General features: G+C 51.9%; 25 protein-coding genes and 1 tRNA gene. 13 read left to right on the top strand and 13 right to left on the bottom strand.

The features are described 5' to 3' along the window. Positions 1-5: 5 nt before the first annotated feature. The 3 genes from ACYVI1_RS00240 to ACYVI1_RS00230 form a co-directional block, all read right to left on the bottom strand. Entirely contained in the window at positions 6-356 is a 351-nt protein-coding gene (locus ACYVI1_RS00240; protein ID WP_460905308.1) for a DUF6883 domain-containing protein, read from the bottom strand. Beyond that, positions 344-523, bottom strand: a complete 180-nt coding sequence (locus tag ACYVI1_RS00235) for a hypothetical protein (protein ID WP_460905305.1) — start codon at positions 521-523, stop codon at positions 344-346. Before ACYVI1_RS00235 ends, ACYVI1_RS00240 begins: the two co-directional genes overlap by 13 nt. Before the next feature lie 170 nt (positions 524-693). Further along, the gene (locus ACYVI1_RS00230) at positions 694-1,140 is read right to left on the bottom strand and encodes an SRPBCC domain-containing protein (protein WP_460905303.1); all 447 of its coding nucleotides are present in this window, start codon (positions 1,138-1,140) and stop codon (positions 694-696) included. 373 nt (positions 1,141-1,513) lie between these two features. Here ACYVI1_RS00230 and ACYVI1_RS00225 point away from each other — a divergent pair, with 373 nt between their 5' ends. Next, a complete protein-coding gene (locus tag ACYVI1_RS00225) occupies positions 1,514-2,002 on the top strand; it encodes an FKBP-type peptidyl-prolyl cis-trans isomerase (protein ID WP_460905300.1) in 489 nt (162 codons plus the stop codon). Positions 2,003-2,057: 55 nt separating this feature from the next. Here the strand turns inward: ACYVI1_RS00225 and ACYVI1_RS00220 are convergent, their stop codons facing one another. Continuing rightward, on the bottom strand, positions 2,058-3,341 hold the full coding sequence (locus tag ACYVI1_RS00220; RefSeq protein WP_460905298.1) for an MFS transporter: 1,284 nt from the start codon (positions 3,339-3,341) through the stop codon (positions 2,058-2,060). A 105-nt stretch (positions 3,342-3,446) separates the two neighbouring features. Further along, the gene (gene yiaA, locus ACYVI1_RS00215; RefSeq protein WP_460905296.1) at positions 3,447-3,845 is read right to left on the bottom strand and encodes an inner membrane protein YiaA; all 399 of its coding nucleotides are present in this window, start codon (positions 3,843-3,845) and stop codon (positions 3,447-3,449) included. A 290-nt stretch (positions 3,846-4,135) separates the two neighbouring features. On the opposite strand from yiaA, the gene ACYVI1_RS00210 reads away from it, so the two are divergent. Next, on the top strand, positions 4,136-4,420 hold the full coding sequence (locus tag ACYVI1_RS00210; RefSeq protein WP_460905294.1) for an osmoprotectant transporter permease: 285 nt from the start codon (positions 4,136-4,138) through the stop codon (positions 4,418-4,420). Between the two features lie 421 nt (positions 4,421-4,841). Here the strand turns inward: ACYVI1_RS00210 and ACYVI1_RS00205 are convergent, their stop codons facing one another. Continuing rightward, a complete protein-coding gene (locus tag ACYVI1_RS00205; RefSeq protein WP_460905291.1) occupies positions 4,842-5,027 on the bottom strand; it encodes a hypothetical protein in 186 nt (61 codons plus the stop codon). Between the two features lie 65 nt (positions 5,028-5,092). Next, positions 5,093-5,272 (bottom strand): hypothetical protein, encoded by a 180-nt coding sequence (locus ACYVI1_RS00200; protein WP_460905288.1) that lies wholly within the window; start codon positions 5,270-5,272, stop codon positions 5,093-5,095. Between the two features lie 441 nt (positions 5,273-5,713). Here ACYVI1_RS00200 and ACYVI1_RS00195 point away from each other — a divergent pair, with 441 nt between their 5' ends. Continuing rightward, the gene (locus tag ACYVI1_RS00195; protein WP_460905285.1) at positions 5,714-6,883 is read left to right on the top strand and encodes a WG repeat-containing protein; all 1,170 of its coding nucleotides are present in this window, start codon (positions 5,714-5,716) and stop codon (positions 6,881-6,883) included. A 95-nt stretch (positions 6,884-6,978) separates the two neighbouring features. On the opposite strand, the gene ACYVI1_RS00190 is transcribed toward ACYVI1_RS00195, so the two are convergent. After that, positions 6,979-7,866, bottom strand: a complete 888-nt coding sequence (locus tag ACYVI1_RS00190) for a hypothetical protein (protein ID WP_460905283.1) — start codon at positions 7,864-7,866, stop codon at positions 6,979-6,981. A gap of 601 nt (positions 7,867-8,467) precedes the next feature. After that, positions 8,468-8,552 (bottom strand) — tRNA-Ser (locus ACYVI1_RS00185). A gap of 173 nt (positions 8,553-8,725) precedes the next feature. Here ACYVI1_RS00185 and purL point away from each other — a divergent pair. The 5 genes from purL to ACYVI1_RS00160 all read left to right on the top strand — a co-directional run bounded on the left by purL (position 8,726) and on the right by ACYVI1_RS00160 (position 14,328). Further along, positions 8,726-11,059 (top strand): phosphoribosylformylglycinamidine synthase subunit PurL, encoded by a 2,334-nt coding sequence (gene purL, locus ACYVI1_RS00180; RefSeq protein ID WP_460905281.1) that lies wholly within the window; start codon positions 8,726-8,728, stop codon positions 11,057-11,059. A 143-nt stretch (positions 11,060-11,202) separates the two neighbouring features. Further along, positions 11,203-12,003: an inositol monophosphatase family protein gene (locus tag ACYVI1_RS00175; RefSeq protein ID WP_460905279.1), complete on the top strand. Its 801-nt coding sequence runs from the start codon at positions 11,203-11,205 to the stop codon at positions 12,001-12,003. Between the two features lie 106 nt (positions 12,004-12,109). Next, positions 12,110-12,646, top strand: coding sequence for a YfiT family bacillithiol transferase (locus tag ACYVI1_RS00170; protein WP_460905276.1), 537 nt, complete (start codon positions 12,110-12,112; stop codon positions 12,644-12,646). A gap of 80 nt (positions 12,647-12,726) precedes the next feature. Next, complete coding sequence (locus ACYVI1_RS00165) at positions 12,727-12,888, top strand: FeoB-associated Cys-rich membrane protein (RefSeq protein WP_460905273.1); 162 nt, start codon at positions 12,727-12,729, stop codon at positions 12,886-12,888. 45 nt (positions 12,889-12,933) lie between these two features. Then, positions 12,934-14,328, top strand: a complete 1,395-nt coding sequence (locus ACYVI1_RS00160; RefSeq protein ID WP_460905270.1) for a DUF4403 family protein — start codon at positions 12,934-12,936, stop codon at positions 14,326-14,328. A 47-nt stretch (positions 14,329-14,375) separates the two neighbouring features. On the opposite strand, the gene ACYVI1_RS00155 is transcribed toward ACYVI1_RS00160, so the two are convergent. Beyond that, positions 14,376-14,984 (bottom strand): DNA-3-methyladenine glycosylase family protein, encoded by a 609-nt coding sequence (locus ACYVI1_RS00155; RefSeq protein WP_460905267.1) that lies wholly within the window; start codon positions 14,982-14,984, stop codon positions 14,376-14,378. A 164-nt stretch (positions 14,985-15,148) separates the two neighbouring features. Continuing rightward, positions 15,149-16,009: a porin family protein gene (locus tag ACYVI1_RS00150; RefSeq protein ID WP_460905264.1), complete on the bottom strand. Its 861-nt coding sequence runs from the start codon at positions 16,007-16,009 to the stop codon at positions 15,149-15,151. Between the two features lie 240 nt (positions 16,010-16,249). Between ACYVI1_RS00150 and ACYVI1_RS00145 the strand changes: the two genes are divergently transcribed. Further along, a complete protein-coding gene (locus tag ACYVI1_RS00145) occupies positions 16,250-17,182 on the top strand; it encodes an alpha/beta fold hydrolase (RefSeq protein WP_460905262.1) in 933 nt (310 codons plus the stop codon). Between the two features lie 109 nt (positions 17,183-17,291). On the opposite strand, the gene ACYVI1_RS00140 is transcribed toward ACYVI1_RS00145, so the two are convergent. Next, positions 17,292-18,440 (bottom strand): glycoside hydrolase family 18 protein, encoded by a 1,149-nt coding sequence (locus ACYVI1_RS00140; RefSeq protein WP_460905261.1) that lies wholly within the window; start codon positions 18,438-18,440, stop codon positions 17,292-17,294. A gap of 319 nt (positions 18,441-18,759) precedes the next feature. Further along, on the bottom strand, positions 18,760-19,926 hold the full coding sequence (locus tag ACYVI1_RS00135) for a hypothetical protein (protein ID WP_460905260.1): 1,167 nt from the start codon (positions 19,924-19,926) through the stop codon (positions 18,760-18,762). A gap of 134 nt (positions 19,927-20,060) precedes the next feature. On the opposite strand from ACYVI1_RS00135, the gene corA reads away from it, so the two are divergent. From corA to ACYVI1_RS00115, 4 genes are all read left to right on the top strand, one after another. Next, entirely contained in the window at positions 20,061-21,143 is a 1,083-nt protein-coding gene (gene corA, locus ACYVI1_RS00130; protein ID WP_460905259.1) for a magnesium/cobalt transporter CorA, read from the top strand. Positions 21,144-21,184: 41 nt separating this feature from the next. Further along, a complete protein-coding gene (locus tag ACYVI1_RS00125; RefSeq protein ID WP_460905257.1) occupies positions 21,185-23,686 on the top strand; it encodes a bifunctional UDP-N-acetylmuramoyl-tripeptide:D-alanyl-D-alanine ligase/alanine racemase in 2,502 nt (833 codons plus the stop codon). Between the two features lie 240 nt (positions 23,687-23,926). Next, positions 23,927-24,523 carry a helix-turn-helix domain-containing protein gene (locus ACYVI1_RS00120; protein ID WP_460905255.1) on the top strand — a complete coding sequence of 199 codons (597 nt, stop codon included), beginning with the start codon at positions 23,927-23,929 and terminating at the stop codon, positions 24,521-24,523. Then, positions 24,520-25,629 (top strand): tyrosine-type recombinase/integrase, encoded by a 1,110-nt coding sequence (locus tag ACYVI1_RS00115; protein WP_460905253.1) that lies wholly within the window; start codon positions 24,520-24,522, stop codon positions 25,627-25,629. The genes ACYVI1_RS00120 and ACYVI1_RS00115 overlap by 4 nt, the downstream gene beginning before the upstream one ends. Positions 25,630-25,639 lie beyond the last annotated feature (10 nt).

Here is a 25,639-nt window from a genome sequence, read left to right as displayed (position 1 = left end):
ATTATTTATATAATGTAACAACTTGTTAAGCGGGGTATTGTCTCGCCATTACGGATAATCCAGCCAGTAAGCACAGTTGCTGTCCGATCATTGCGTGTCCAGTTAAATTCAACTGCGAATCGTTTACCGTATTTATCTTCTTTGCCAATTGAAGCGGGGTTTCGCTTTATCTCCGTCAGAATGCGATTTTTTAATTCGCCAGCATCAGCTACTGTTATACCAAGAACTACCCGAAAGACAAACGCTTTATGTTTCCCTTCTTCATGTTCACTATTTAAAACATAGCCTGTTAGCTTACGGTCATCAATAACAGCTTGATTGGCATTCGGTAAATGTACTAATTCTACTTGAGCCATTTTTCCAATTTCCTGCCAACTTCTTCGTGCGTAAAGACCCGCCCTTCGTGGTATTGCTGTCGGCCCTGTTCAAAACTTTGAAGCAAAATTAGCCGCTCCATCAGGTCGTCAAGCGAAAATTCGTCGGGCAGTTCAGACAACGCTTCCTGAATGATAGCTTTCGTCATGATTTTGGTCTGTTAATAGCTAAAACTACGAAGTAAACGAATTAATACCAAATTAGTATTTCCTCCTCATTTCGGTGTAGCCTGTACTGTGTCTCAAACGTGCCGTCGATAGTAAAAAGCCCCTGCCATTGCCAGCAGAGGCTTTTCTACCCACAATCTACCTCAAAATACTATGCATTCGCTTCGGCTAACTCTTTCAGCTTCGCCAGTGCCTTTGGCCAGGTTTCCTCGAAGTAGGCCTTGTGGTCGTCCGTAACATCCAGGTCGACGGTCAACTCTGTTTTACCTCCATCAACAGTTTTGAGTGTGTAATTTTCGGAAGCCCCTGACCATTTTCTGGTTTCCGCACTATCCAGGTCTTCCACGCCGTCTTTGATTGTTCCTACGTGTATAAACGACATACATTCGTTGGGTTTGTTTACGGCAACGGTAGAAACCAGTCCTTCGTTATTGCCATCGAGAAACAGGACTTTGCTGCCTTCTTCCCAGGTGGATTCTACCCGCGACCCTTCGCTGAAGGGGGCCGTCCAGGCCGGGTAGGTGGCTTCATTCCACAGGATATCCCATACTTTTTCGCGGGGGGCATCAAGTACGATATTGACTGTTAGCTTCTTCATGGTTTTAATTGGTTCATTAGTTGTTTTTGTTGGTACGTGGCTGCTATAAACAATCACTTTCTACAACAAAGATGGCTCACGTTGAGCGGAGTTTAGGGGGGTGATCAGGCCAAATTTAGGGGTTAATTCAGTCAAAATCAGGCTGGCCGACACGTCGGCCAACGGCGCGATTATACGTCTGTCAAACGGGTCATTATCGGAAAAAAGGAACCGGTTGAACCGGCCCTGTTGCCGTGAGACAATGAAGAGTGGGTGAGATTGACCTGCCAGGTGAATGGTGCCGTTTAACGCATATAAAAAGCGCGCAGAAACTTTCAGTGCCCCGTTCGGTTATCCATAAAACGAATTAGCCAACTCGCTTTGGCCCCTGGTTATGAAAAAATATGGACTTTCGCTGCTTATATGGTCATTAATGGCCGGTAGTTGCCAGCAGGCTGATCAGGATCAGGTTCAGACTCCCTGCGCTCAGGCTGCCGTTACGACGAAGGCACCTCAGGCGGAGATTACCGCCCTAAAGCAGTATATCGACGCCAATCGCATCACGGCTACCGCCGATGACCGGGGGTTCTACTACACCATCCAGTCGGCTGGTTCAGGAGCCAAACCAACCGTGTGTTCCAATGTGACGGTTAACTATACCGGGAAACTAACGGACGGAAAAACGTTTGATAGTGGCGCCGGGGTGAGCTTTGGCTTAAACCAACTCATTGTTGGCTGGCAGGAGGGCATTCCCTTGGTAGCGCCTGGTGGCAGCATCACGCTCTACCTACCCCCCAGTCTGGCCTATGGGTCGCAGGCGCAGAATGGCATACCGGCCAATTCCATCCTTATCTTCACTATTGATCTGGTGCGGGTTAATTAAGGCTACCCGTTCTATACGCCTGGACTTTAGACTGTTGACCCTCCATTCCTCCCGGCTACTTCAGCGTGATTGGCTCCGGCGCTGGCATGAGGGCAGCAACCGGCTTTTTTACAGCAAGTAGGGTGATAAGAGCCGATAAGAGCAGGGAACCGGCCATGAACAGATAGGACGCGCCAAAACCACCCGTTGTTCCATTTAAATACCCCACGATATAGGCCCCGATAAAGGACCCCAACGCCCCGAAGCTGTTAATCAGGGCCATGGCGCCACCCGCTACGTTCCTCGGCAGAATTTCCGGGATAATGGCAAAGAAGGGGCCATAGGGAGTATACATGGCTCCGCCAGCCAGGATAAGCAGGCCAAAGGAGAGCCAGAAATGATTGACGCCGATGAGGTAAGATCCATAGAACGCAATAGCGCCCAGTACTAAAAATGGCCAGACAAAGGCTTTCCGGTTCTGGATTTTATCCGAAAAATACGACGCGCTCAGCATCCCGATGATGGCCAGCACATACGGCACCGACGACAGCCAGCCGGTTTTCACAATCGTCATGTTGGGGGCAGCATTCAGAATGGACGGAAGCCACATCACAAACCCATAGACGCCAATACTCCACAAGGCATATTGTAAACTGAGCAGAATAACCACGCGGGATTTAAAGGCCTCTCCGTAGTTTTTTACCGGTTTAATGCCCTGTTGTTCCTGCCATAACTGGTCGGCTAAGGCCTGCTTTTCGGCATTGGTTAACCAGTTGGCATCTTCGGGCTTATCATCGACCAGCCGCCACCAGAAAAAGGCCCAGATAATGGCGGGCAGGCCTTCCAGAATGAACATCCATCGCCAGCCCACCGCCTGAATTAAATACCCCGACAGAACCGACATCCAGAGGATTGTGGCCGGATTGCCCAGAATCAAAAACGTATTGGCCTGGGAGCGTTCGGCTTTACTAAACCACCGGCTTAAAAAAAGCAGCATCGACGGCATAACGGCGCTCTCGACCACACCGAGCATGAAGCGAATGACAATCAGGACAGTCACATTGCTGACAATGCCGGTTGCCATGGCAAGTGCTCCCCACAAAATCAACGACCAGAAGATGAGCTTTTTAGCGCTTCGGTTTTCGGCGTAAACGGCCCCCGGCACCTGAAAGAAAAAGTAACCCAGGAAGAACAGTGAGCCTAACAGCGACGACATCGCGGGCGTGATGTGCAAATCGGCTGCCATGCCGCTGGCGGCTCCAAACCCAAAATTAGCCCGGTCTAAGTACGCCAGACTGTAGGTGATAAAGGCGATGGGCAACAGCCGATACCACCGGGATTTTGCAAGCGGGTTGTTCATTCGAGGTCTCTACGCCGGTTGAGTGTCTGCTTGTGTGTCGTTCGCGCAGGGTGCGCTGACCACTAAAGCAGCGGGTTCGGGTAGCTCTACTGAATCGCAGGCCGCTTATTCTTTCTTTGGTAATTCCTGATTATCGCGGGTGTTTTTCTGGACAGCGATGGCTCCGAATAAACCTAACAAGAAGGCAAAGGCATAGAACCCTTTTTCGCTGGGTAACAGGGTCGCGTTCCACAGACCAACGGTCAACAGCACGATGGATAAAATGGTTGAAAACCAACAGATACTGTAATAAATATCTGTCACAGGCAATCCTTCTAACCGGTCTCTAACGCTTTTCTGGACCGATACGACCGAGAAAAGGCCAAACATTAAGACGGTAAAATAGAAGCCTTTTTCGTTCAACAGCATGTCGGAACGCCAAAGCCCGATTAAAAAGCCGAACATTCCTGTTCCAAGAGCAAACCATGACGCACCAATAAAGGCGGCTGATGTTTTTTGGTTCATGATACTGGTTTTGATTGGTGGTTTAGTAATTTTCATGGCAAAAGTAGCCCAGTGCCGGTCCACCGGTTAGTGAAAACTCATAATGAGTTGTTCTGGGGTTACAGTTGGTACGTTTGAGCCAGTACCTGGTAGCAGCCAACCGACAGTGGAGCCAGTAAACGCGTCAATCCTGCGCGTTATTCCTTTAATCCTACCCATTGTTCATTGGCTATAGTATGCCAACGGGTTAACCGCCAATTTCGCCGACTGAACGAAGGCAATCAATCACATCTCTAACCAATTCGTAACGCATGACTTTCTTCTGGATTTTGTGGAGCATCGACGCTGTTATTGCCCTTATTTTTGTCTACTTCTTTTTTGAAGGTATGGGCGATGGGTCTATTTCGTCGTTCAACGGCGGGTTGTGGTTTCTGATACTGGCCGTTTTAGGCGCTGTTCTGGCAGGCGGTTACTGGCTGCAGACTCATCAGCATGAGGCAGGGGCAAAGGTCTTGTTAGGCGTGCTGGCTATACCGGGCCTGTTAGCTGGCCTTTTCTTCTTGATCCTGCTGATCGCGAATCCCCGCTGGAACTGACGGGCCTGACAGGAAGGAGTCGCTCAGTCTTTCACCAACGGATAAATCCCATGGGACCCCTGTTTCCTGTTTTTCCGGGCGAAAGAAGCGTGTTCCGCAGGATACTGTAGCAAACCTTAAATGACCCGATTGATTGACCACGGACTGGCCGGAGAATCTACTCAACTTCTCCGGATTGAAACACCCGCATAAAAAATTTACCCAGCAGGTAAGCGGCCCCCTCCAGTAAGACCCAAAACATCAAGAGGTTTCCAGTCCATTCCTCCAGGAAAGCACTCAGTCTGGTTTGCATGGTGCGGTTCAAGAGTAAGTAGATTTACCAATAATACCAAAGGTATATCTACTCGTTGCAGCCTTGCAATACCGTTTACTAAATATTACCAATAATATGTTTTTGTAAATACAATAAGGAAAGGAGATTTTATTTCCGGACGGGCCTGGTGAGGCAGAATGCGAGTGTAATAAGCGCCAGCAGGACCAGCGGATACAGCAGCAGACGCGACAGGTTTCGGTGGTCGTGGACGTAGGCCATTGCCGAACTATGGGCAAGGAGCAATGTAATGCACGCCGATAGCACGCGCACATTGATGAGCGTTGAATGTTTCATAACGAACTAAGGTTGAACAGCAGCGGATGTTCAAAAGTAAACACGTTACCAATACGTGGCAAGCATTAACAAAAGAAGTTTTTGGACTCGTTTCTGGTCAGCGTATTCGGTGAAGCAAAGAATGGCAGGAACAGTTCCCTGAAGACTACTGACAGACCAATCGTTAGCCCAATCAGCAAGGTGGCCGCCAGAAACAAAAATAAATACCGCAGGTTAGGCAGAACAACGTGAAACAAATAGGTCATCGTCGCGGGGCTGAATTAGTAACAGTCAATCTCTTGTAGACTATTAAATTTTCAAACGGTCACTAAGCCAGCCCACCCTCACTATACGGAAAAGAAGCCGGTTTGTCCACCTGCCGCCGGTCAGTTTCAGCGCCCAGGCGCAAACCGATAGCTTCCTACAGGCACCCGACGCCGGACGTGCAGTGGCTTTGTATGATACGCGGAAGCAGGTTTGCAACGCCAGTGAGTATGAGTAAAGTAACGCCAAAAGAAGCTTCTAAACTGGAAGTGGGTTTTCGATAAGGCAGGCCACATCACTATAAAAATGAGGGTAGAAGTGGAAATCGGAATGTACCAGTTTGGGCAGGGCGTCCATTCGGTGGCCGATCTACTCGATCAGGTTTGCCCCTTCATACCCGATTCGTTTCTCCCTTCGTGGCATCACCCGTAGCACCTGCTCACATGGAAACGTTATTATGGATGTACTTCATCGTTGGGTTTTGCCATCCCTCTTTAGCCAGGCCCAAACCCGCTTTTCTTAACCCGTTTGCTTATAGTAGACGAGTAGATAACAACTATTTGGTTTACCGGAATCATTACTTCGGGCTCCTGGATTCAACCGGCCACCAGATTGTATCCTGCCGCTATGATGACATTGACCGATTCTATGACGGAATGGCTGAAGTGGTTTTAAACGGTAAGCACGGGTATATTAACCAGCAAGGCAACGTGGTTATTCCCCTTTTGTATACTCGTGCGAATCCATTTCAGAAAGGGGAGGCCTTAGTCGTCACGGCCGAAGGTGATGTGGGCTATTTGACCAAAAAAGGGCAACCTGTAATGCCCTTTAGTCAGTTTGGACGTCCCTACTTTAAAGGCCGTTATGCCAAAGGGTGGGCTTGTCAACCCTATATTGGGAATCAATACCGGGAAAGTGCCGGCGAATTTTACCAGGGCCTGGAAGCCGCTGCCGACTATGTTCCTCAAGAGATCTCATCGACCCAGGCCTTTCGGCCATCTGGATTAACCTCAGTTTTTATTGGCGACAAACAACATAGACGCTATGGATTAGCGGATTCGTTAGGCCACATCGTCATACCGTTGGTTTTCGAAGATGTTAGTGAAACTGAGTACGCCTGGAAAGACTGGATTCGAGTCAGGAAGAATAAGCGGTATGGCTTTTTAGACCGGCAATCTGGAAAATTAGTTATCCCTATACAGTTTGAGGATTCACAACCGTCGGCTTACAATCAGGTTTGGGTCAGGCAAAACGGCAAGTGGGGCAGCCTTGATCGAAAGGGAAACGTTGCCGTTCCCTTCCAATACTCCGCCGTGTCAGCCTATTGTGAACAGCGCGCCATTGTGAAGCAAGCCAATCGCTACGGATATGTAGATACAACGGGCAAGCTACGTGTACCTATACAGTTTGACCAGGCATCGTATTATCGCCAGGGACGGGCTAAAGTCTATCAGGGAAATCGCTGGCTGGAATTAGACGCACGGGGAAGCGTTCTTGCCAGCGGATTACAAGCTGATGTGTTTTGGAATTGGGTAAAATACGGCTCGTTCCTGAGCGGAGTACTATTCTTTATTTTTTATGCCTATCGAAATAAACTTGCTTTAGTGAGCTAAAGGCAATTTCGGGTCATTATGCTGCCCTTTACCACGTAACGAATAGAAATTGAAACCAACTATTTCCTTGTGAAAATCGACTAACATAAACCCCGTCAGTACGTCTCATACTCATAGTACAAGGTTTCTACCACGCTATTATCGACGGCCTTAACGCGCTTGGTTGGTAGGTTGGCCGCGTTGTAGGTGTACCCGTACACGGTGGTTGCTCCCCCGGAAAGTACGGCCGAAAGCACATTGTTCTGGCTCAGGTTAAAAAAGTTATTAATTCCCCCGTAGTAGGTATAGTAAGGCCCAAACTGACCGGAGAAGGTGAGCGGACTAAATACACCTGGGGCCGGAATGAGAAACACCCCATAGAACGGGTTTATTTTATCATCGAAGGTAAAGGTGGTGCTTGCCGACCCTCCGGTAAATGGAATCGACGGGCCGCCCGAACGAAATACCGAGAACCCCTCATTCGTAAGTGTCAGGTTATTCCCAGGGAAGGTAAACGTACCACTTCCGCTGTACTGAAGACCGCTCACCCCAAGTGATTTTCTGTAGCCTGACACCCGATTGTCGGCGGTATATTGGGGTTCTATAGTGTAGGTGGAGGGCAGGTGATTCAAACGGGAAACCTGTCCCGCTCCATTATAGGCGTACTCGTAGGTCTCAGAATAGGACCCCCGTCTGACAATCCTGCGGTTGACCTGCGTAAGCCGATTTTGCGCGTCGTACTGATAGACCGTGTTTTCAACCGGCGCTGCGCTGCTATCGGGTGTCTGGAAGCCAATAATCAGGCTTAGCCGGTTCTGTCCATCGTACTTGAAGGCGCTAACCCTGGTCGGATTATTGGGCGTTTCCTGGGTGATGGTTTTAACCCGCAGGCGACTCGGCTCTATTCCGGGCGACACCACCGGAACCCGATGGTCGATGCAAGACAGAGCGGTGGCAATTAACAGCAGGCTGATAAGCCACTGGCGGAGATGTGAGGTTTTCATGACGATTTAGTTATAGTGTATTTTGACTATATCGCTTATGCGTCAAGAAGGTAAGTGACGATAAACCGAAAAATTCTGAACTTATCAATTAGTCCATTTACACCAAATGAAATGATAGGCCATAGTACTACACAGGCTTCTTGAGGACTTTTTGACGAAAGCCAATGATAGTCTAACCCAAGTCTAACAGCGGTAAGAGGATTACACAGTACCATCCGCAGTCCGGTGCTTCCTGTCAGGAATTCACGAACTTCTTTTACATTAGAAAATGCATTTACTGTGGTAAGGAGTTTGACGCCCGTAGAGTAGGTACCGCTTTTTGTGGTCAGAATTGCCAAAAGGCTGACTTGCGATTAACGAAGAAAAAGTCATGAGTTTACATAGGCAATAAAAAAGCCCGGCTACCATAGGCCGGGCTGTTCTGTTGTGAATTATCAGGGGTATCATAAATCATTATATAGTACTAGTATAACATGCTGATTATTAGTATTTTATGAATAAAAATTACTGGTTGTCAACGGGCAAAGTTTGTGAATAGGTATCAATTGCACATAAAAAAACCGTTCAAATCATTGATTTTGAACGGTTTAACTAATTTTTGCAGAGAGAGAGGGATTCGAACCCCCGGACCTGTAACAGTCTTCGGTTTTCAAGACCGACGCAATCGACCACTCTGCCATCTCTCTTTCTAAACGCAAATATACAACCATTCGCATATTTGTCAACCCACGCCGGGGCAGTTTCGGGCAAAACCCCTAATTTTGGGCGATGTTTAAAGAGTGAACGAGTGAAAATGTGAAAGAGCGGAAAACGACCGCCTTTTCGAGCGCTCTTTCACTCTTTCACTCTTTCGCTCTTTATGAACTCCCCCGAATCGCTACCAACGCTTGAAATCGCCCGCAAACTGGGCCTGCTCCCCGACGAATTTGACCGCATTGTCGAAATCCTCGGTCGCCAGCCAAACTTTACCGAACTGAGTATCTTCTCGGTGATGTGGTCGGAGCACTGTTCCTATAAAAACTCCATCGTCTGGCTCAAAACGCTCCCCCGCGACGGCGACCGAATGCTGGCCAAAGCCGGAGACGAGAACGCGGGCCTGGTGGATATTGGCGATGGGCTGGCCTGTTCGTTCAAGATTGAGTCGCACAACCACCCATCGGCGCTGGAGCCGTATCAGGGTGCAGCAACGGGCGTGGGGGGTATCAACCGGGATATTTTTACGATGGGTGCCCGGCCTATTGCTCAACTGAATTCCCTCCGGTTTGGCGAGTTGACCTCCGCCAAAACCAAACGGCTGCTGCGGGGGGTGGTGAAAGGTATCGGCGATTACGGCAATGCCTTCGGGATCCCAACCGTTGGGGGCGAGATCTATTTCGATGAATGCTACAATACCAACCCACTCGTCAATGCCTTTTCGGCGGGGATTGTCGAGGTCGGTAAATCGGCGAAAGCCACCAGCTACGGCGTTGGTAATCCGGTGTTTATTGTTGGGTCGGCAACAGGAAAAGACGGTATTCACGGGGCCACCTTCGCGTCGGAAGATATTTCGGCGGCTTCGACCGACAAATTGCCTGCGGTGCAGGTCGGCGACCCGTTCATGGAGAAACTGCTGCTCGAAGCCACGCTCGAAATCATTGCCACCGGGCATGTGATTGGCATTCAGGACATGGGCGCGGCTGGCATCATCTGCTCGACCTCCGAAATGAGCGCGAAGGGCGAGCACGGCATGATCATCGACCTCGACAAAGTGCCAACCCGCCAGCCCAACATGGCCCCGTTCGAGATTCTGCTGTCCGAATCGCAGGAGCGGATGCTGGTCGTCATCGAGAAAGGAAAAGAAAGCGTTATTCAGGGCATTTTCGACAAGTGGGATTTGAACTGTGCCCAGATTGGCGAGGTGACGCCCCCCGGTGCGAACGATACCGGACCATCCAGTCGGGGCAGGCTGCATTTCTACCGCTATGGCGAACTCGTGGCGGATGTGCCCGCCCATGACCTCGTGCTGGGTGGCGGGGCGCCCCAGTACCAGCGCGAGTACCGAGAACCGGCTTACATTCAGGAGTTTGCCAAATTTAATATATCGGATGTGACCGATATTGCTTCCCCGCCCGCACCGGGAGAAGGTTGGGAGGAGGTACGAAAAATAGCTGCACATTTGCTGGCACACCCGAATATCTGCTCCCGCAAGTGGGTTTATGAGCAATATGACTCGATGGTAGGGACGGCCAACCGCAGCACCAACGCCCCTTCCGACGCGGCCGTGGTGCGCGTGAAAGATCCCCGAACCGGAACGCCGGCCGCCGGAACGCCGGCCACTGAGAAGTCTATCGTGATTACGGTCGACTGCAACAGCCGGTATGTAAATGCCAACCCGCGCAAAGGAGCCATGATTGCCGTGGCCGAAGCCTGCCGCAACATCGTTTGCACCGGGGGCGAACCACTGGCCGTGACCAACAACCTTAACTTTGGCAATCCCTACGTGCCGGAGGTATACTGGCAGTTTGTAGAAGCCGTGCAGGGCATGGGCGAAGCCTGCCGCCGGTTCAGTACGCCAGTTACGGGCGGTAATGTGAGTTTCTATAACCAAAGCTCCGACGATGGGCCGGTGTTTCCAACGCCCACCATCGGGATGCTGGGCCTGATGGAAAACCCCGCCCACCACATGACCCTCGACTTTAAAAACGAAGGCGATTTGATTTATCTCGTTGGCCCGTCGACAAACGATATTGCATCGTCGGAGTATCTGTATTCCTATCTGGGCATCAAAGCCTCGCCCGCGCCCGACTTTGATTTTGAAACCGAATGGCGCGTTCAGGAAGGCATCAAAACCCTGATTCGCCACGGCTGGCTTCAGTCGGCGCACGACGTATCGGATGGGGGCTTGTTCATCACGCTGGCCGAGTCGGCAATGGCGGGGAACAAAGGGTTTCAGATTAATGCGGATACCCGGTATCGTACCGATTCGTTCCTGTTCGGGGAGAGTCAAAGCCGCGTGGTGGTGACTATCGCGCCCGAGCAGCAACTGCATGTGGAAGGCTATCTGAATGATAGTGTGCTGCCGTTCCGATTCCTGGGCACCGTTACGGTGGATGCCGGTCCGTCGTCACGGCTTGTGATCGACGACAACCAAATCCTAACCGTTGCCGAAGCGAAAGGCCTGTATGACAATGCGTTGGGGAAAATAATGGCGTAAGGATGTAAATCGAAAGTAGGTATGCCTGCTCAGAAACGCCACCAACCGTCCCCAATAATGTCAGTTGACGAATACCTCGTTTATGAAGGCATTGACTTACTGCCCGACGATGAGAATACATTACCAGAAACAAAGCCAGACTAATGCCTTACGACCTACCCACTCTTACCCGCGACATCTGCACCATTGCCACCGATGCCGGGGCGTTTTTGCTTCAGGAACGAAGCCTGTTTCAGCGCGAAGCCATCGAATACAAAGGGCTGAATAATTTGGTCTCTTATGTGGACAAAGAAACCGAAAAGCAGTTGGTGGAGCGATTGAGCCGCTTGCTGCCCGAAGCCGGATTCATTACCGAAGAAGGCACCACCGGGCAGGAGGCCGATCAGAACGCCCTCAACTGGATTATCGACCCGCTCGACGGAACCGCCAATTTCATTCATGGGCTGCCCGTTTTTTCGGTGAGCATCGGGCTGGCGCAGGGCAGTACGCCCATTGCCGGGGTGGTGTATGACCCCAACCGAAACGAGTGCTTTTCGGCCTGGCAGGGTGGGGGCGCCTACTGCAATGGAACCCGGCTTGCGGTCTCGCCCGCTACCCACCTGGGCGAAAGCCTGATTGCAACGGGTTTCCCATACTCGCGCTTCGGGCAGATGCAGAGGTACTTACAGATTCTGGAATCGCTGATGCAGCAAACGCACGGGCTGCGCCGGATGGGGTCAGCCGCCATTGACCTGGCCTACGTGGCGGCTGGCCGCTTCGAAGCGTTTTATGAGTACAACCTCCACTCGTGGGACATGGCGGCTGGCGTGCTGCTCGTTCGGGAAGCGGGCGGCATCGTCACCGATTTCGAGGGGGGCGATGCGTTCCTGTTTCGGGGCGACGTGATTGCCGGTTGCGGCATTCATCCCGAATTAATTCAGGCTATTCAGGAATATTGGGAATAAACGAGTTATGACACAGAGATACACAGAGATTTTTTATCAATAGCCGCTGTGTATCTCCGTGTTCCTCTGGGCAGCTCTGTGTCCCAGCTTTTTAAATCAAACACACATGCAAAACCTCGACACCCTCCGGTATCCCATTGGTCAGCTTGCTCCCGGCCAGATGTTCTCGTCGGCCGACACGCAACAGCATATTGCCGCCATTGATGAGTTCCCCATCAAACTAACCGAATTAGTTGGAAAATGGGGCGACGACCGGCTCGATACACCGTATCGGCCCGATGGCTGGACGGTTCGGCAATTGGTGCATCATGTAGCGGACAGCCACTTGAACGCCTATGTTCGCACCAAACTGGCCCTGACCGAAACAAACCCAACGATCTCGCCCTACGAAGAAGGTGAATGGGCCAAATTGCCTGATTCTAAACTTGATGTAGCGCCGTCGCTGGTTATTCTCCGAAACCTGCATGTTCGCTGGGTCGAAATACTGGCCTCACTAACGGAGTCGGATTTACAGCGAACGTATTATCACCCTGGCAGTCAGCGGACTTACTCACTCCAGGAAGTCGCCGGATTATACGCCTGGCACGGCGAGCACCATTACCAGCACGCCTATCGGCTGGCCGAACGGAACGGTTGGCTGTAGAAAAATGTATAATAGATAATGTATAGTGAAGTTGAGCAGCAGGTTATTCAGTTCACCTTATTCATTATCCATTTAAAATCATGCAGGAATTCATCATCTTCCTGATTTTTGCCGCAGCAGTAGGCTACCTAAGCAGCCGGATGTATCGAAATTTCTCGAAAAAACAGGCGGGCTGCGGAAAGGGCTGCGGTTGTGCTACTGATGCGAAACCGCCGGTAGTCGTTGCGGGCAGGCGACTATAACTATCCTAAGATAACTTTTTGTTAATCTGATACGTTCTTGTAGTAATGACTACTCAACGGCTCATCGGATTTTTTGTGTTACTGGTTTTTATCGGTAGCCTGGACGGATGCAACCGCGTTCGTCCCGATATTCCCGTTGCCGAAGCGTTTGAGCCGCCCATCACTGACCCTGTGTCGTACATGGCTGGAACGATAACGTTCAATATTCGCGATCTGGAGAACAAAATAAACCGCTCACTGCCAACAACGCTTGTTCCTGAAGAAGCCTTTGAAGGAAAGAAAGGAGAAGCCTGGCGATTTCGGGTGGAGCGCACCGGCCCGGTGAAAATTCGTTATGCCAACCGGCGGGTTTATTTTTCGGCTCCCCTGCAAGTCTGGTACAGTAATCCAATTGGTCTGCGAAAAGGTGAAAACCGCAAAAGTCGCCCATTTTGTGCGCTGGCTGTCAATTTCACCAGTCCGCTGGGCGTTAGTTCCGGCTGGCGGCTGGCAACGAAATCGACGTTTGAAGACTACCACTGGATTCAGAAACCAGCCGTGCGGGTGCTGGGCGTAAAAATTAACGTGACGAAACTCTCGGAACGCTTACTTGAGAAACGGCGGGGTGCAATAGAGCATGCCATCGACAGCGCCGTCTATAACGGATTGCGACTCGACCGGCAGGTGCGAAAAGTCTGGCGCGATATGCAAAAGCCCCTCCGAATTAGCAAAGTACCTGAAAATCTCTGGCTGCTCCCCAAACCATTTAGCATTGCTGCGGCCCCTGTTCTGGGCAATTCGCGGCAAATCAGCGTACCCATTCAGATTGCATTCCGGGTAGATACCCGCCTGGGACCGAGGCCGGTTGTCGATACGCTGGAACGATTACCCCGGCTACTACGGCGGAATGTACTGCCCTCGTCGTCCCGGCTGGAGGTACTGGCCTTTATTCCCTATTCCGATATCAACCATGTACTTACCCGAACCCTCACCAAACAAAAACTGAACCTGATGGGTGGTACTATAACCATCAAACGTGCGTCGATCTACGGTAGCGGACGAAACCTGATCCTGCGAACGGACGTGAAAGGGGCGGTAAATGGCACACTCTATTTTCACGGTATACCCGCCTACGATACGCTGACGAATACCCTCCGGATCGTTAATGTTGATTTCGACGTGGATACGAAAGAACATTTGTTTGCCACGGCCGACTGGCTGTTGCACGACAACCTCCGCGACACGATTCAAACGGCTTTAGTAGTTCCCCTTCGCCAGCAGATTGATACCATTCCCGAAAAAATAGAGACAGCCTTTGCCCGGGCGAAAGCCGGTCAGAAAACCGACCTCGATATCGACGCCTTTCAGTTGGTGCCGCAACGCATTGTTGTTCAGCGCGACGGTGTACAACTATTGATTAAGGTCCGCTCGAAAGTAGCCGTGAAGGTGAAAAAGTTGTAAAAGTAGTCGTCAGCCAGTAGGCTATAATCGTTACTGACGGACGACTATTACTTCCAGCGCCACAAATACCGGCTGGCAGTTGTCCGGTAGGGTCGCCAGGCGTCGGCTATCTGTTGCAGCACCTTATACAACGCCCGGCCTGTTAACCCCTCCGTTTCCTGGGGATAAGCGCGAATCATGCGCTGCCGAATCACCAGATCGTCAATTGGAAATACGTCGGGCCGGTCGAGCACGAACATCAGCAGCATCTCAACCGTCCAGCGGCCTACGCCGTTGATGGGCAGCAAATACTGCACAATTTCTTCGTCGGTCATCGCGTCCAGATGCGCCCGGTCAATCGGCTTATTGAGTGAAAACTCCGCCACACTTTGCAGGTACCTGAGTTTCTGAAACGACAGCCCGGCAGCCCGCAATTCATCGGTCGTTTTGAGCAGCAGCGCGTTGGCGTGGGGGTAATTGTCGGGGAAGAGTGCCCGAAAACGCCCAAAAATCGCATCGGCGGCTTTCACCGAAATCTGCTGCGACACAATACTTTCCAGCAATGCCAAATACACGTCGTCGGCATACTCGTTGAAGACCTTTGGCGCTGAGGTCTCCGCAATAATCCGGGCCATCGTGGGGTCCTGGGCAAGGTGGGCGAGGGCTAAATCCTCCATAGTTGATAGCAGACGGGTCGGCGAATTGGATAAAAAGGCTTCCGATGGCAAGTTAAGGGAGTTTGCCGTCTGTTAAGCCGCCGGACAGTCTTAAAAATCGTACTCCGCTGCATTCGCTCCTGAGATTGAGTGATTGCAGCGGAGTATGACAAATTGTCCGCCAATCACCGCCCGCCCAACGGTATCAGGTAGCCTATCGACAACATCGCATTTTGGGGATGCAGCGTCGCGCCAGCGTCATTGGATGAGAACAGGTACGAATAACGGGCCTCCAGCAGCACCGAACCCGGCCCCGCCTTCAGGGCTACTCCGGCCCCGCCCGACGCACCAAACGCCAGGCGGCCTTCGTTCGTCATATCCAGCTTCTGCGAGTCGGATTGGCCGCCTTCCTGAACGGAAACCGTTCCACCCGTAGCGTAGGTCATAACCGGCCCGGCATTGACAAAGAACCGAAGGTTAGGTTGGCCAAAACTGGCTTTCAACAGCACCGGCACTTCGACAATACTGTATTTGATCTGCAAATAATCAGAGCCAGCGGCCATACGAACGCCATACTGTGTGTACAGAATTTCGGGTTGTACCGAAAACGATGGGCCACCAAAATTGAACACTACTCCGCCGTGAAAGCCAGTGACACGAGCGAGCTTAATACCCTCGCCCAGAGCGGAAACATCGACCCCGCCGATGGTGGATGAGTTGCCACCCAGCCGGAAGCCAATGCGGAAGCGGCCCTCGCTGGCGCTTGCGGGAATAACTTGAGGTGCCGGACGACTGGCGGCTACAGCCTGTGGTTTAGGAGGGGCTACATAGGCCGTTTCCGGCTGTTCCTGACGAACGGACGCAGCAGATACAGGCTGGGCAGTCGTGAGTTTTGCGGCCGGAACTGGCTTCTTCACCGATGGGGTGGCCGTTCGGGTCGTCGCTGGCCGTGCAGCAAGGGCTGACTTACGGGCCGCTGGTTTTGGCTGGGCCAACAGCGGCAGGGTAACAAAAGATAGAGCAAGTAGTGAGAGGAATTTGTTCATGATGGTTGTTGTTTGTGTTGTTTACTGGACCAAAATTGAGGGGTTGCCTCATCGTATCCAGCGCTGGGTTGTGTGAACTGGCATTTCAGCCAGATGAACCAAAGAAAGGAAGGCTTAGGCCGACAAACACGATGTCCCGGCTAAATGAGCTTACCGGGCCGGCGGGCGGGGTCGCCGCCGGTAAAACCCGGTGAATCCTGTATCTTTCGAATCATTTCGTATACTCCCCGACCACGAACCATGAAAACCAGACTTCACTGGAAATGGATGCAGGCTTTGCTGCTCTGCCTGCTGCTTGTTGCCACCGCGAGCAGGGCGCAGGTAACGAATCCCGTTAACGCGATTTTTCCGGCGGGCACCCGCTTCGTTGCAAACGTGGCCTATGCGGGTGATACCTCAAAAAAGCACCTGCTGGATATTTATCTGCCTGCCAAAACCGGCACCAATCCCCCTTTGGTCGTCTGGGTACATGGGGGCGCGTGGATGCTCAACGACAAGTATGCCGACATGAGTTATATGAAAAATACGGTTCGGTCGATTCTGGAAAAAGAGTATGCCTTTGCCTCTATCGACTACCGGTATAGCACAACGGCTCGGTTTCCGGCTCAGATTCAGGATTGCAATCAGGCGCTGGAGTTTCTGTATCAGCAGGCGGCTACCTACGGCTACGACCGAAATCGAATTGCCTTGATTGGGTTTTCGGCGGGTGGGCATCTGGCATCATTGCTGGCCCTATCGGCCAACAATTCAGTATCCGATTTTTATGTCAACCGGAAAAAGCCATCGTTCCGCATCAAAACCGTCATTGATTTCTATGGCCCCGCCGACCTGCTGGCCATGATGCGCCGGGATGCACCCCTGTCGGACACGGCAGCCGCCAATCCCGAAAGTCGCTTGTTGGGCGCATCGCCCTTGCGCCGGCCCGATTTGGCGAAAATTGCCAGCCCGGTAACCTACGTAGATAAAAACGATCCGCCGTTCCTGATTATTCAGGGAGAAAAAGATGAATCGGTACCCGCAGCCCAGTCGGTGTTGCTGAGTTCCTGGCTGACGCTAGTTCAGGTAAAAAACAGGCTCATTATTGTGCCGGGCGCTCCGCATTACGGCCCCATGTTTGACAGCGATGCCAACCGGCAGGCTATTTTTGACTGGCTTGAGACGTATTTGAAGTGATGTCGTACCGACTTGAACCGGTTGTGACGTAGCCTGGACGGCTACGTCATGCTACTGTAAGCTGATTGGAAAGCAGGATTGCCCGTGAAATCCCCCGTTTGCAAATCCTCTATTTCCCTAAATCCCGCACCAGCGCATTCAGCAGCGCACTCTTTTGCTGTAGGTCGTAGGTATATTCCCAGAACATCACTCCCGCCAGATGCTTCGACTGGACATAGTTCACTTTGTGGATAAACGACTCGGGGTCAGCGTAGGAAATGAACATGCGCGACGATGGATTCCATAAATAGGGCGCTTTGGCATCGGCATCCCAGTAGCGGGTGAAGCCGTTTTTGTTGATGTATTTCGCCACTAATTCATCATAACTAATAAACTGGTGTTTACCGGTCGAAGGTTGATAGAGGCCGTTGTCCTGAGCGCGGGTGTCGGCCCAGCCGCGCCCGTAGAAGGGGAGGCCCAGCACGATTTTGCTGGCTGGTACGCCCGCCCGAATGTGCCCCTCAACGGCATCGGCACTGCTGTTGCGCGCGTGATCGCCTTTAGCCGACTGGCTTAGCGGGCTATGGTGGCCGGTCACTTTGTCGTTGCCATGATAGAGGTCATAGGTCATGATGTTGACGTAATCCAGGTACTGCTGGGCGTTGCCCAACTCCGTATGGTTGACAAACGCCGTGTCGCCCCCGGTGGCGGCTGTCAGCAGATAGTGATTGGAACCGGTCCGGTTATCCTGCTGACCCTGTTCGTCCAGCCGATCCCGGATGGCTTTCAGAAACAGCGTGAAATTTTGCCTGTCCTCGGGGCGGAAGATGTTGCCCGCACCAACCTGATCGGGATACTCCCAGTCAATATCGACGCCGTCGAGGTTGTGTTTTTTGAGCAGTGCCGTGGCACTGTTGGCAAACGTTCGGCGCGACGCATCGGTCAGGGCGGCATCAGAAAAGTACTTGCAGCCACCCCAGCCACCCACTGAAATCAGGATTTTCAGATTTTTATTGACAGTCCTCAACGAAGTCAGGGCGGCCAGATTCGCTTCATCTTTGGCGCGTAGCGGAGCCAGTTCGCCCGTAGGTGCCGGAATGGCAAAGGCGTAGTTGATATGCGTCAGTTTTTGGGCATCAATCTGGTCCTTCGTCCAGCCGTTACCCGTTACATAACCGATGACCACATAAGCACGACCGGCTGGCTGCGCTGCTACAAGAGTCTGAATGAATAAGAGTAGGGTAAGGCATGGGCCAGCCGGGGAAAAGAAAATTTTCATAAAGAGGAATGAGAAGAATAAACGGAGTTCAATGATATTAGTACGTCGCCAACGTGGATTCTTTAGGTTGTAAACATTTGACTATCAGTACCAATAGAACTAAAAGGAGTTGTAGAAGCAAAATTGGACGAGTAATAGAGGCTGTCTAAATTTTTCAAATTAGGTGTGGGTTCCCCGTTGCTGTGTCCTCACAGCAACCTCCCCGGTAGGCCAAACGGTGGCTGACGCGTAGGTTGCTGTGAGGACACAGCAACGGGAATTCGCAGGTAATTTTAAGAAAGTTAGACAGCTTCTTAGCTATAAGAAAAACGATTAATAGTCAGTCTGTTGAATATTTGGACTGCAATCGTCGGGCCACGTCGTCGGCCAGTTCATCGCGCATACTGTCGTAGAGTTGCCAGCGCGAGGGCGGAAACGCGTTTGCCGTTGCCAATGACTGACCGTTCAAGGCCCGCTCATCGCCACTGAAGGTTTGCCATTCGGTTTGCCAGCTTCGGCTTTCCGAAACAACATCGTGCCAAAGTTCGTTGCCCGACTCGGTGTCGATAACCCGCATACGAAGCGTTATGCCGGCAGAAATGGTTCGCTGGTAGGTGGTTAGCGTGCCTTGCACTTTCTCCATAATATCCACTTTGGTGGTATCGTTGATTTTCTTCTCGCCAACTTTATACGCCTGATTGCTGTAAACCGTTGTGCAGGAGGATGACGTGTTGTCACCATAAGGCGAATAATCCGTTACCTGCATTTGTACCGCCTGATGAATCGGAAATCCATCACCGGCCATCTCATCCGGCGGGTAGAGCCGTACAAATTTAGACGGACTTGGATTCCGGCCAATCTGCCGAAAGATCAACCCCTGCAATTCCCGATTGTCGCCCGAACTGATTTCATTCGTTGGACTCAGCGGCTCGATAACCACCCGCAGAATGGCAAACGGCAGGGCATCTTCCGATTTGCCGTGGGCCTGCCGGTAGTCGGGCACCCACTCCAGGGCTTTGCGGTAGTTTAAGTACGCATCTTTAGCTGCCAGGCGGTTTTCTTCGCGGTAAGGAAAAGCTTGTTCGGCGGCTTCGTAGCGGTCGGCAGCGGCCAGCTCACGGGTGTCGCGTTGCCGGTCGGCATACGACGCCGGATAAGCGGCCAGCCACTCAGTGCAACCCGTGCATCGTCTGGCATTATCCGTTAAGGTTTGCAGGGCCGTGTATTCTTTATAAACGACTTCCCAGCGAAAGGCATCGGTGTTTGTTGGAACCGAAAGCCGCCGAATGGCCGTTTGATGCTGTTCATAAGCCCGCTCGAAGGCCTGTTTGAGCACAAGCGGGGCCAGAATATACCCGCGTTTGGTCAGGCCGGGCCGCTGATCGAGCCGGTTCGAGGCTTTTTTAACCGCCAGGTCGAAATGACCGCGTCTGAAGGCAGTTTGGCCGCTGCTACAGGCTGTGAGCACAACGGCTGTCGTGACGAAGAGGAAGAGTCGGCAAAACATACGGGTAAGATACGTTTTTTTGAACATTCGACAACGTGCCGCGTAGTTGGTTTATCTTTGGGTCCAAAAATGGTTCAGGTTCAACGGTTGAGGTTTGCCGGATGGAACCTGGAACCTGGAACAGTTAACTCGTTATGTCGAAACACCGACGCTACCGCTCGGCTGAGAAAACCCTCGGCACCTCGCCCGGCACGCTTACCTACGTAGGCGAAGAGATTGAACACGGCACAAAAATCAAGCGCATCGAGTACAATGCGACCGATTACCACATCGATGAGAGCAGCAAACTCAGCGCCTGCCGCTTGCCTGCTGCCCAAACACCGTATGTGAACTGGCTCGATGTCGATGGAATCCACGAGCCTACGGTCGTGGCAGCACTGGGTAAGCACTATCACCTGCACCCACTGCTGCTCGAAGATGTGATGAATACCGAGCAAAAGCCAAAGTTCGACCTCTACGACGATACGGTGGTGTTCGTTACCCTTAAAATGCTGCATCACAGCAGCCAGCGGCAGGAAATCGACGCTGAACACATTAGCTTAGTGCTGGGCAAAAACTTTCTGATCTCATTCCAGGAAGAGCGCACGAAGGATATTTTCGAGCCGGTTATCAAACGCATCAAAGCCTCGTCGGGGAAAACCCGGACCAACGGGGCCGACTACCTGCTCTACGCCCTGATGGACGTTATTGTGGACAATTACCTGCTGATTACCGAGCGTATCGGCGACAAATTAGACGAGTTGGAGGACCATATTGTGCAGCAACAGGCCAATCAGCAAACGCTGGCCACGCTTTATGCGCTCAAACGCGAACTGGCCTACATTCGGCGGGTGGTCAATCCCCTGCGCGATGTGCTTGGGGTGTTGCTGCGTGGCGAATCCGACCTGGTTCAGAACGGCACAATGCCCTTTTTGCGCGACTTATCCGACCACGTCAGTCAGGTTATTGAAACCCTCGATTCGTACCGCGAAATTATTGCCGGGCTGACGGATGTGTATTACGCCATTGTCAGTAACCGCATGAACTCGGTCATGAAAACGCTGACCATCATCTCGTCTATTTTTATTCCCCTGACGTTTATTGCCGGTATTTATGGGATGAATTTCGATAATATGCCCGAGCTCCGCACCCAAAACGGCTATTTCGTGGTGTGTGGCCTAATGCTCCTTATTGCCGTTGGCGAAGTTATTTATTTCAGGCGACGCGGCTGGATGTAAGGATAAAGGGCACGGCAAATGTACTGCACCCGGTGAAAACGATGACAACTCAACTTCCTGATTTACTGAATAAACAATGGCTCACCGACTCCCGACAGGTGACAACCAATGCCGCTGACGGGCCTGTAGCGAACAGCGTTTTTTTTGCCATTCGGGGTGAACACCACGACGGGCACGACTTCATTGGTGAGTTGTACCGGAAAGGCATTCGCCAGTTTGTGGTCGAACGCACAGCCTTAACGCCCGACCGCCGGGCCGAGTTGAGTAAGTATTCGGATGCGAAGGTTATCGAAGTCGATAGCAGCCTGCAAACCCTGCAAACCCTGGCGGCCAGCCATCGGCAACAGGTTCAGATTCCGGTTATCGGCATAACGGGCAGTAATGGCAAAACCATTGTGAAAGAGTGGCTCGCGCAACTCCTTGCCGATGATTTTGTGGTGGCCAGAAGTCCCAAAAGTTATAATTCGCAGTTGGGCGTACCGCTGTCGGTACATCAGCTAAACGAAAGTCATACGCTGGGAATCTTTGAGGCCGGTATCTCCCAGCCGCACGAGATGCAGGCACTGGAGGCCATCATTCGCCCAACGATTGGTATTTTTACCAACATCGGTACGGCCCACGACGGTGGCTTTCGGACCCGAAAACAGAAAATTGCCGAGAAACTCCGGCTCTTCACGCGCGTTGATACCCTGATTTATTGCCGCGATTTTGCCGATATCGACGAGGAAGTCAACCTGTTGCTGAAGGCTGTCAATCCGGCCCTGCAATGCGTTACGTGGTCGCTGACGGGCAAACCGGCCTCCTGGCAGGCGGAACTTCAGCAGGGTCAGCTAAGCCTGACGGGTAAGGCGGGCAGCTTTCACCTGCGGTTGCCCTTCACCGACCGCGCGTCGGTGGAGAATCTCCTGCATTGCCTAATCACCATGCTGTTGCTGCGTTCGTGGGAGGCTGCTGACCTGCAAACCCGACTCAACCGACTGCGTCCCGTGTCGATGCGGCTGGAGCAGAAAGAAGGCATCAACAACTGTATGCTGATTGATGATTCGTATAACAACGACGTGGCCGGGTTGCAACTTGCCCTAAGCTTCCTGAATCAACAGCGCACGCGCACGCGACAGGTGGTTATTCTGTCGGATGTGCTACAATCCGGGCAACCCGAAGGCGACCTCTACCAGCAGGTGGGTGCGCTGATCCGGGCGAACAAAATAGAGCAGTTCGTTGGTATTGGGCCGGTTGTGAGCCGACAGGCCCAATACTTTGCACCCAATAGTTTGTTTTACACAACTACCGACGAATTTCTGAGCGGATTTCCGTTCCACGACCTGCGCGACAGTGCCGTTCTGGTGAAGGGGGCGCGGCCTTTCTCATTCGAGCGGATTGTGCATCGGCTGGAGCGAAAAGTGCATGCTACGGTACTCGAAATCAACCTCGATGCCTTAACCCATAACCTGAACTATTACCGCGAAAAAGTAGGGAGTAAAACAAAACTGATGGTGATGGTGAAGGCATTCGCCTACGGCAGCGGCAGTGCCGAAGTGGCGCAACTGCTTCAGTTTCACCGGGTCGATTACCTGGCTGTTGCCTATGCCGACGAAGGCATATCGCTCCGGCAGAACGGCATCGAGCTGCCCATTATGGTTATGAACCCCGCCGGATCGTTGGACCGCCCCGAAACGTTTGCTGCTTTGCTCGATTACAACCTGGAGCCGGAAATTTACAGTATGCGGCTGCTGCAGGCGTGGGGAGCGTTTGTAGCCGGGAGCACGGGGGCCGGTGCAGGGGGGGCTGCGGCCCCGCGCCCCCTGCATCTGAAAATCGACACGGGTATGCACCGGCTGGGCTTTCTGGAAAACGAACTGAACGATGTAGCCAACTATTTGAAAAATAACCCGGCTTTGCACGTTGCAACGGTATTCAGCCACCTCGTTGGCGCCGATGACGCCCAGTTTAACTCGTTTTCGCGGAAACAGTACGAAACGTTCCTGCGTAGCACGGCCACACTCGAAGCCGCTTTGGCGTATAAACCTATGCGCCACCTGCTCAATTCGGCAGGCATCGTGCGGTTTCCCGCCTATACATTTGACATGGTCCGGGTAGGCATCGGCCTGTATGGGGTCGAAGCCAGTGCAACCGAACAGTCGGCTCTCCAAACCGTTGGCACACTCCGCACGGTTATCAGTCAGCTAAAAATCGTTCGGGCGGGCGAGTCGGTGGGATACAGCCGCCGGGGTGTTCTCGACCACGATGCCCGGATTGCCACCCTCGCCATTGGCTATGCCGACGGCTTTGACCGACGGCTCGGTAATGGTAGGGGCGACGTTTGGGTGAACGGAACGCGCTGTCCAACGGTGGGGAATGTGTGCATGGATATGACGATGATTGACGTAACAGCCGCTTCGGCTACAGAAGGGGATGAAGTCGTACTTTTTGGTGCCGAACTGCCCATCACCGAACTGGCAGAACGGATAGGAACCATTCCCTACGAAATCCTGACGGGCGTAAGCGAACGGGTTAAACGGGTGTTTTTTAAGGAAGGAAACTGACTGTACTGAACAACCTATATCCATTATACGACTAAATACCACATACAGCCCTTAACAGGGCTTTTTTTATGCAGAACACTACTCGTTTAGTCAGTAATAATATTAGTTTATTAAGCAATTATTTGTACCTTCGTTGTACCTCATCACCAGATTATTGCTCACTATAGTGCTTATACTGCGAAATTCTTTGACACTTTTAACCATAACGGTACACTTTGATTTATAGTAAGCTTATTTAACATGCCATCTTCAATCCGATTAAAGCGCATTTGTGAGTATTGCGGGAAAGAGTTCGAGGCTCGAACAACCGTCACAAGAACCTGCGGCAAACAGTGCGCGAAGCAGGCCTATGCGGTCCGCCAGAAAGCGGTGAAGGTAGACGGCAGTGATCGGCAGATGCAGACTCGTACCGAGGTGCAGGCGATTGAGCGGGTAAAAGCGAAGGAGTTCCTGACAGTCCGGGATGCGGCTAAGCTACTCAACAGTTCGCGCCAGACGATTTATAACATGATCCAGGCCGGGACGCTGCTGGCCGTGAATCTGAACGTGAAAAAAACGCTGATTCGCCGGTCTGATATTGACCGGCTATTCACGGGGCAGCTTATTATTCCGTTTGCACCGGATAGACCGACCGAAACGATACCCTTGTCTGAGTGCTATTTGCTCCAGGAAGCCCAGCAGAAATACGGTGTATCGAGCAAGACACTCTACGAAGTTATTCGACGGAACCGCATTCCGAAGCAGTATAAGGGTAAATACGCCTACGTACCCAAAGCGCAAATAGATGAACTTCTGGCTGAGCTTACTGCCAGTCAGGTTAACCCAGAGCCTTTATGATAAAAGTAACGCTGCGGAGTAAGCCAATTTCAAAAGGCCGCAAAACGATTTACTTAGATTTTTATCCAGCCATTACCCATCCTGATACAGGTAAGCCGACGCGCCGGGAGTTTCTGGGTATGTACATCGTCGATAAACCCAAAACGACGGGTGACAAACAACTCAACAAAGACACCCTTGCAATCGCTGAGGGCATCCGGGCCAGGCGGCAGCTTGCGGTCCATCAGGAAGCGTTCGGGTTTCTCTCTACGCGAAAACGGAATGCCTGTTTCGTGCGCTATTTTGAGCAGCTTGCCAATAAACGCTCGGGCAGCAACCGAAATAACTGGCGTTGCTCTTTACTGTATCTAAAAGACTTTACGGGTGGAACGCTACGGTTCACTGATCTCACTGCCCAGAAGTGCAGGGAGTTTAAAGAATATATGAGTAAGGCCAAGAGTCAGCGTAATGATGAGCCGCTGGCCTTGAACTCATCGGCTGGCTATTTTAACAAATTTAAGGCAGCCCTGCGCCAGGCCTATAAAGACGAATACATTTCGATTGATCTCGACGCCCAGATCGACCGAATCAAAGGAAAGGAATCCCACCGGGAGTATTTAACTCAGGAAGAATTAACGGCAGTGGCTGAGGCAGACTGCGCAGTACCTGTCTTAAAGAAGGCTGGTTTGTTTGCTGCTCTGACGGGCCTGCGCTTCTCGGATATTCATAAGCTAACGTGGGGCGAGCTACGCTACCGGCAGGGGGACGGATACAGTATTCAGTTTCGCCAGAAGAAAACGCAGGGGGCGGAGTTTCTGCCCATTGCTGACATGGCCGTTGAACTATTGGGTGGTCCTGGGCAACCGGACGAGCTTGTGTTTGCCGGGCTCAATTATGCCGCTCATTGTGGGAGGGTGCTTAAGCAGTGGATTGCGAACGCCGGCAAAACTAAGAAGTTTGGCTTTCACTGTTTCCGGCACACCTACGCAACGCTTCAGCTGACAATGGGGACAGACCTGTTTACGACTTCCAAGATGATGACCCACAGCAGCGTTACGCCGACTCAGATCTATGCTAAGGTAGTCGATTCTAAAAAACGTGAAGCGGCCAATAAGATGCACTTGTAGGACTGGAATT

The organism is Spirosoma areae (genome assembly GCF_054781775.1).
The sequence above is the reverse complement of the archived record's forward strand: the minus strand, read 5'-3'. Positions and strand labels throughout refer to the sequence as shown.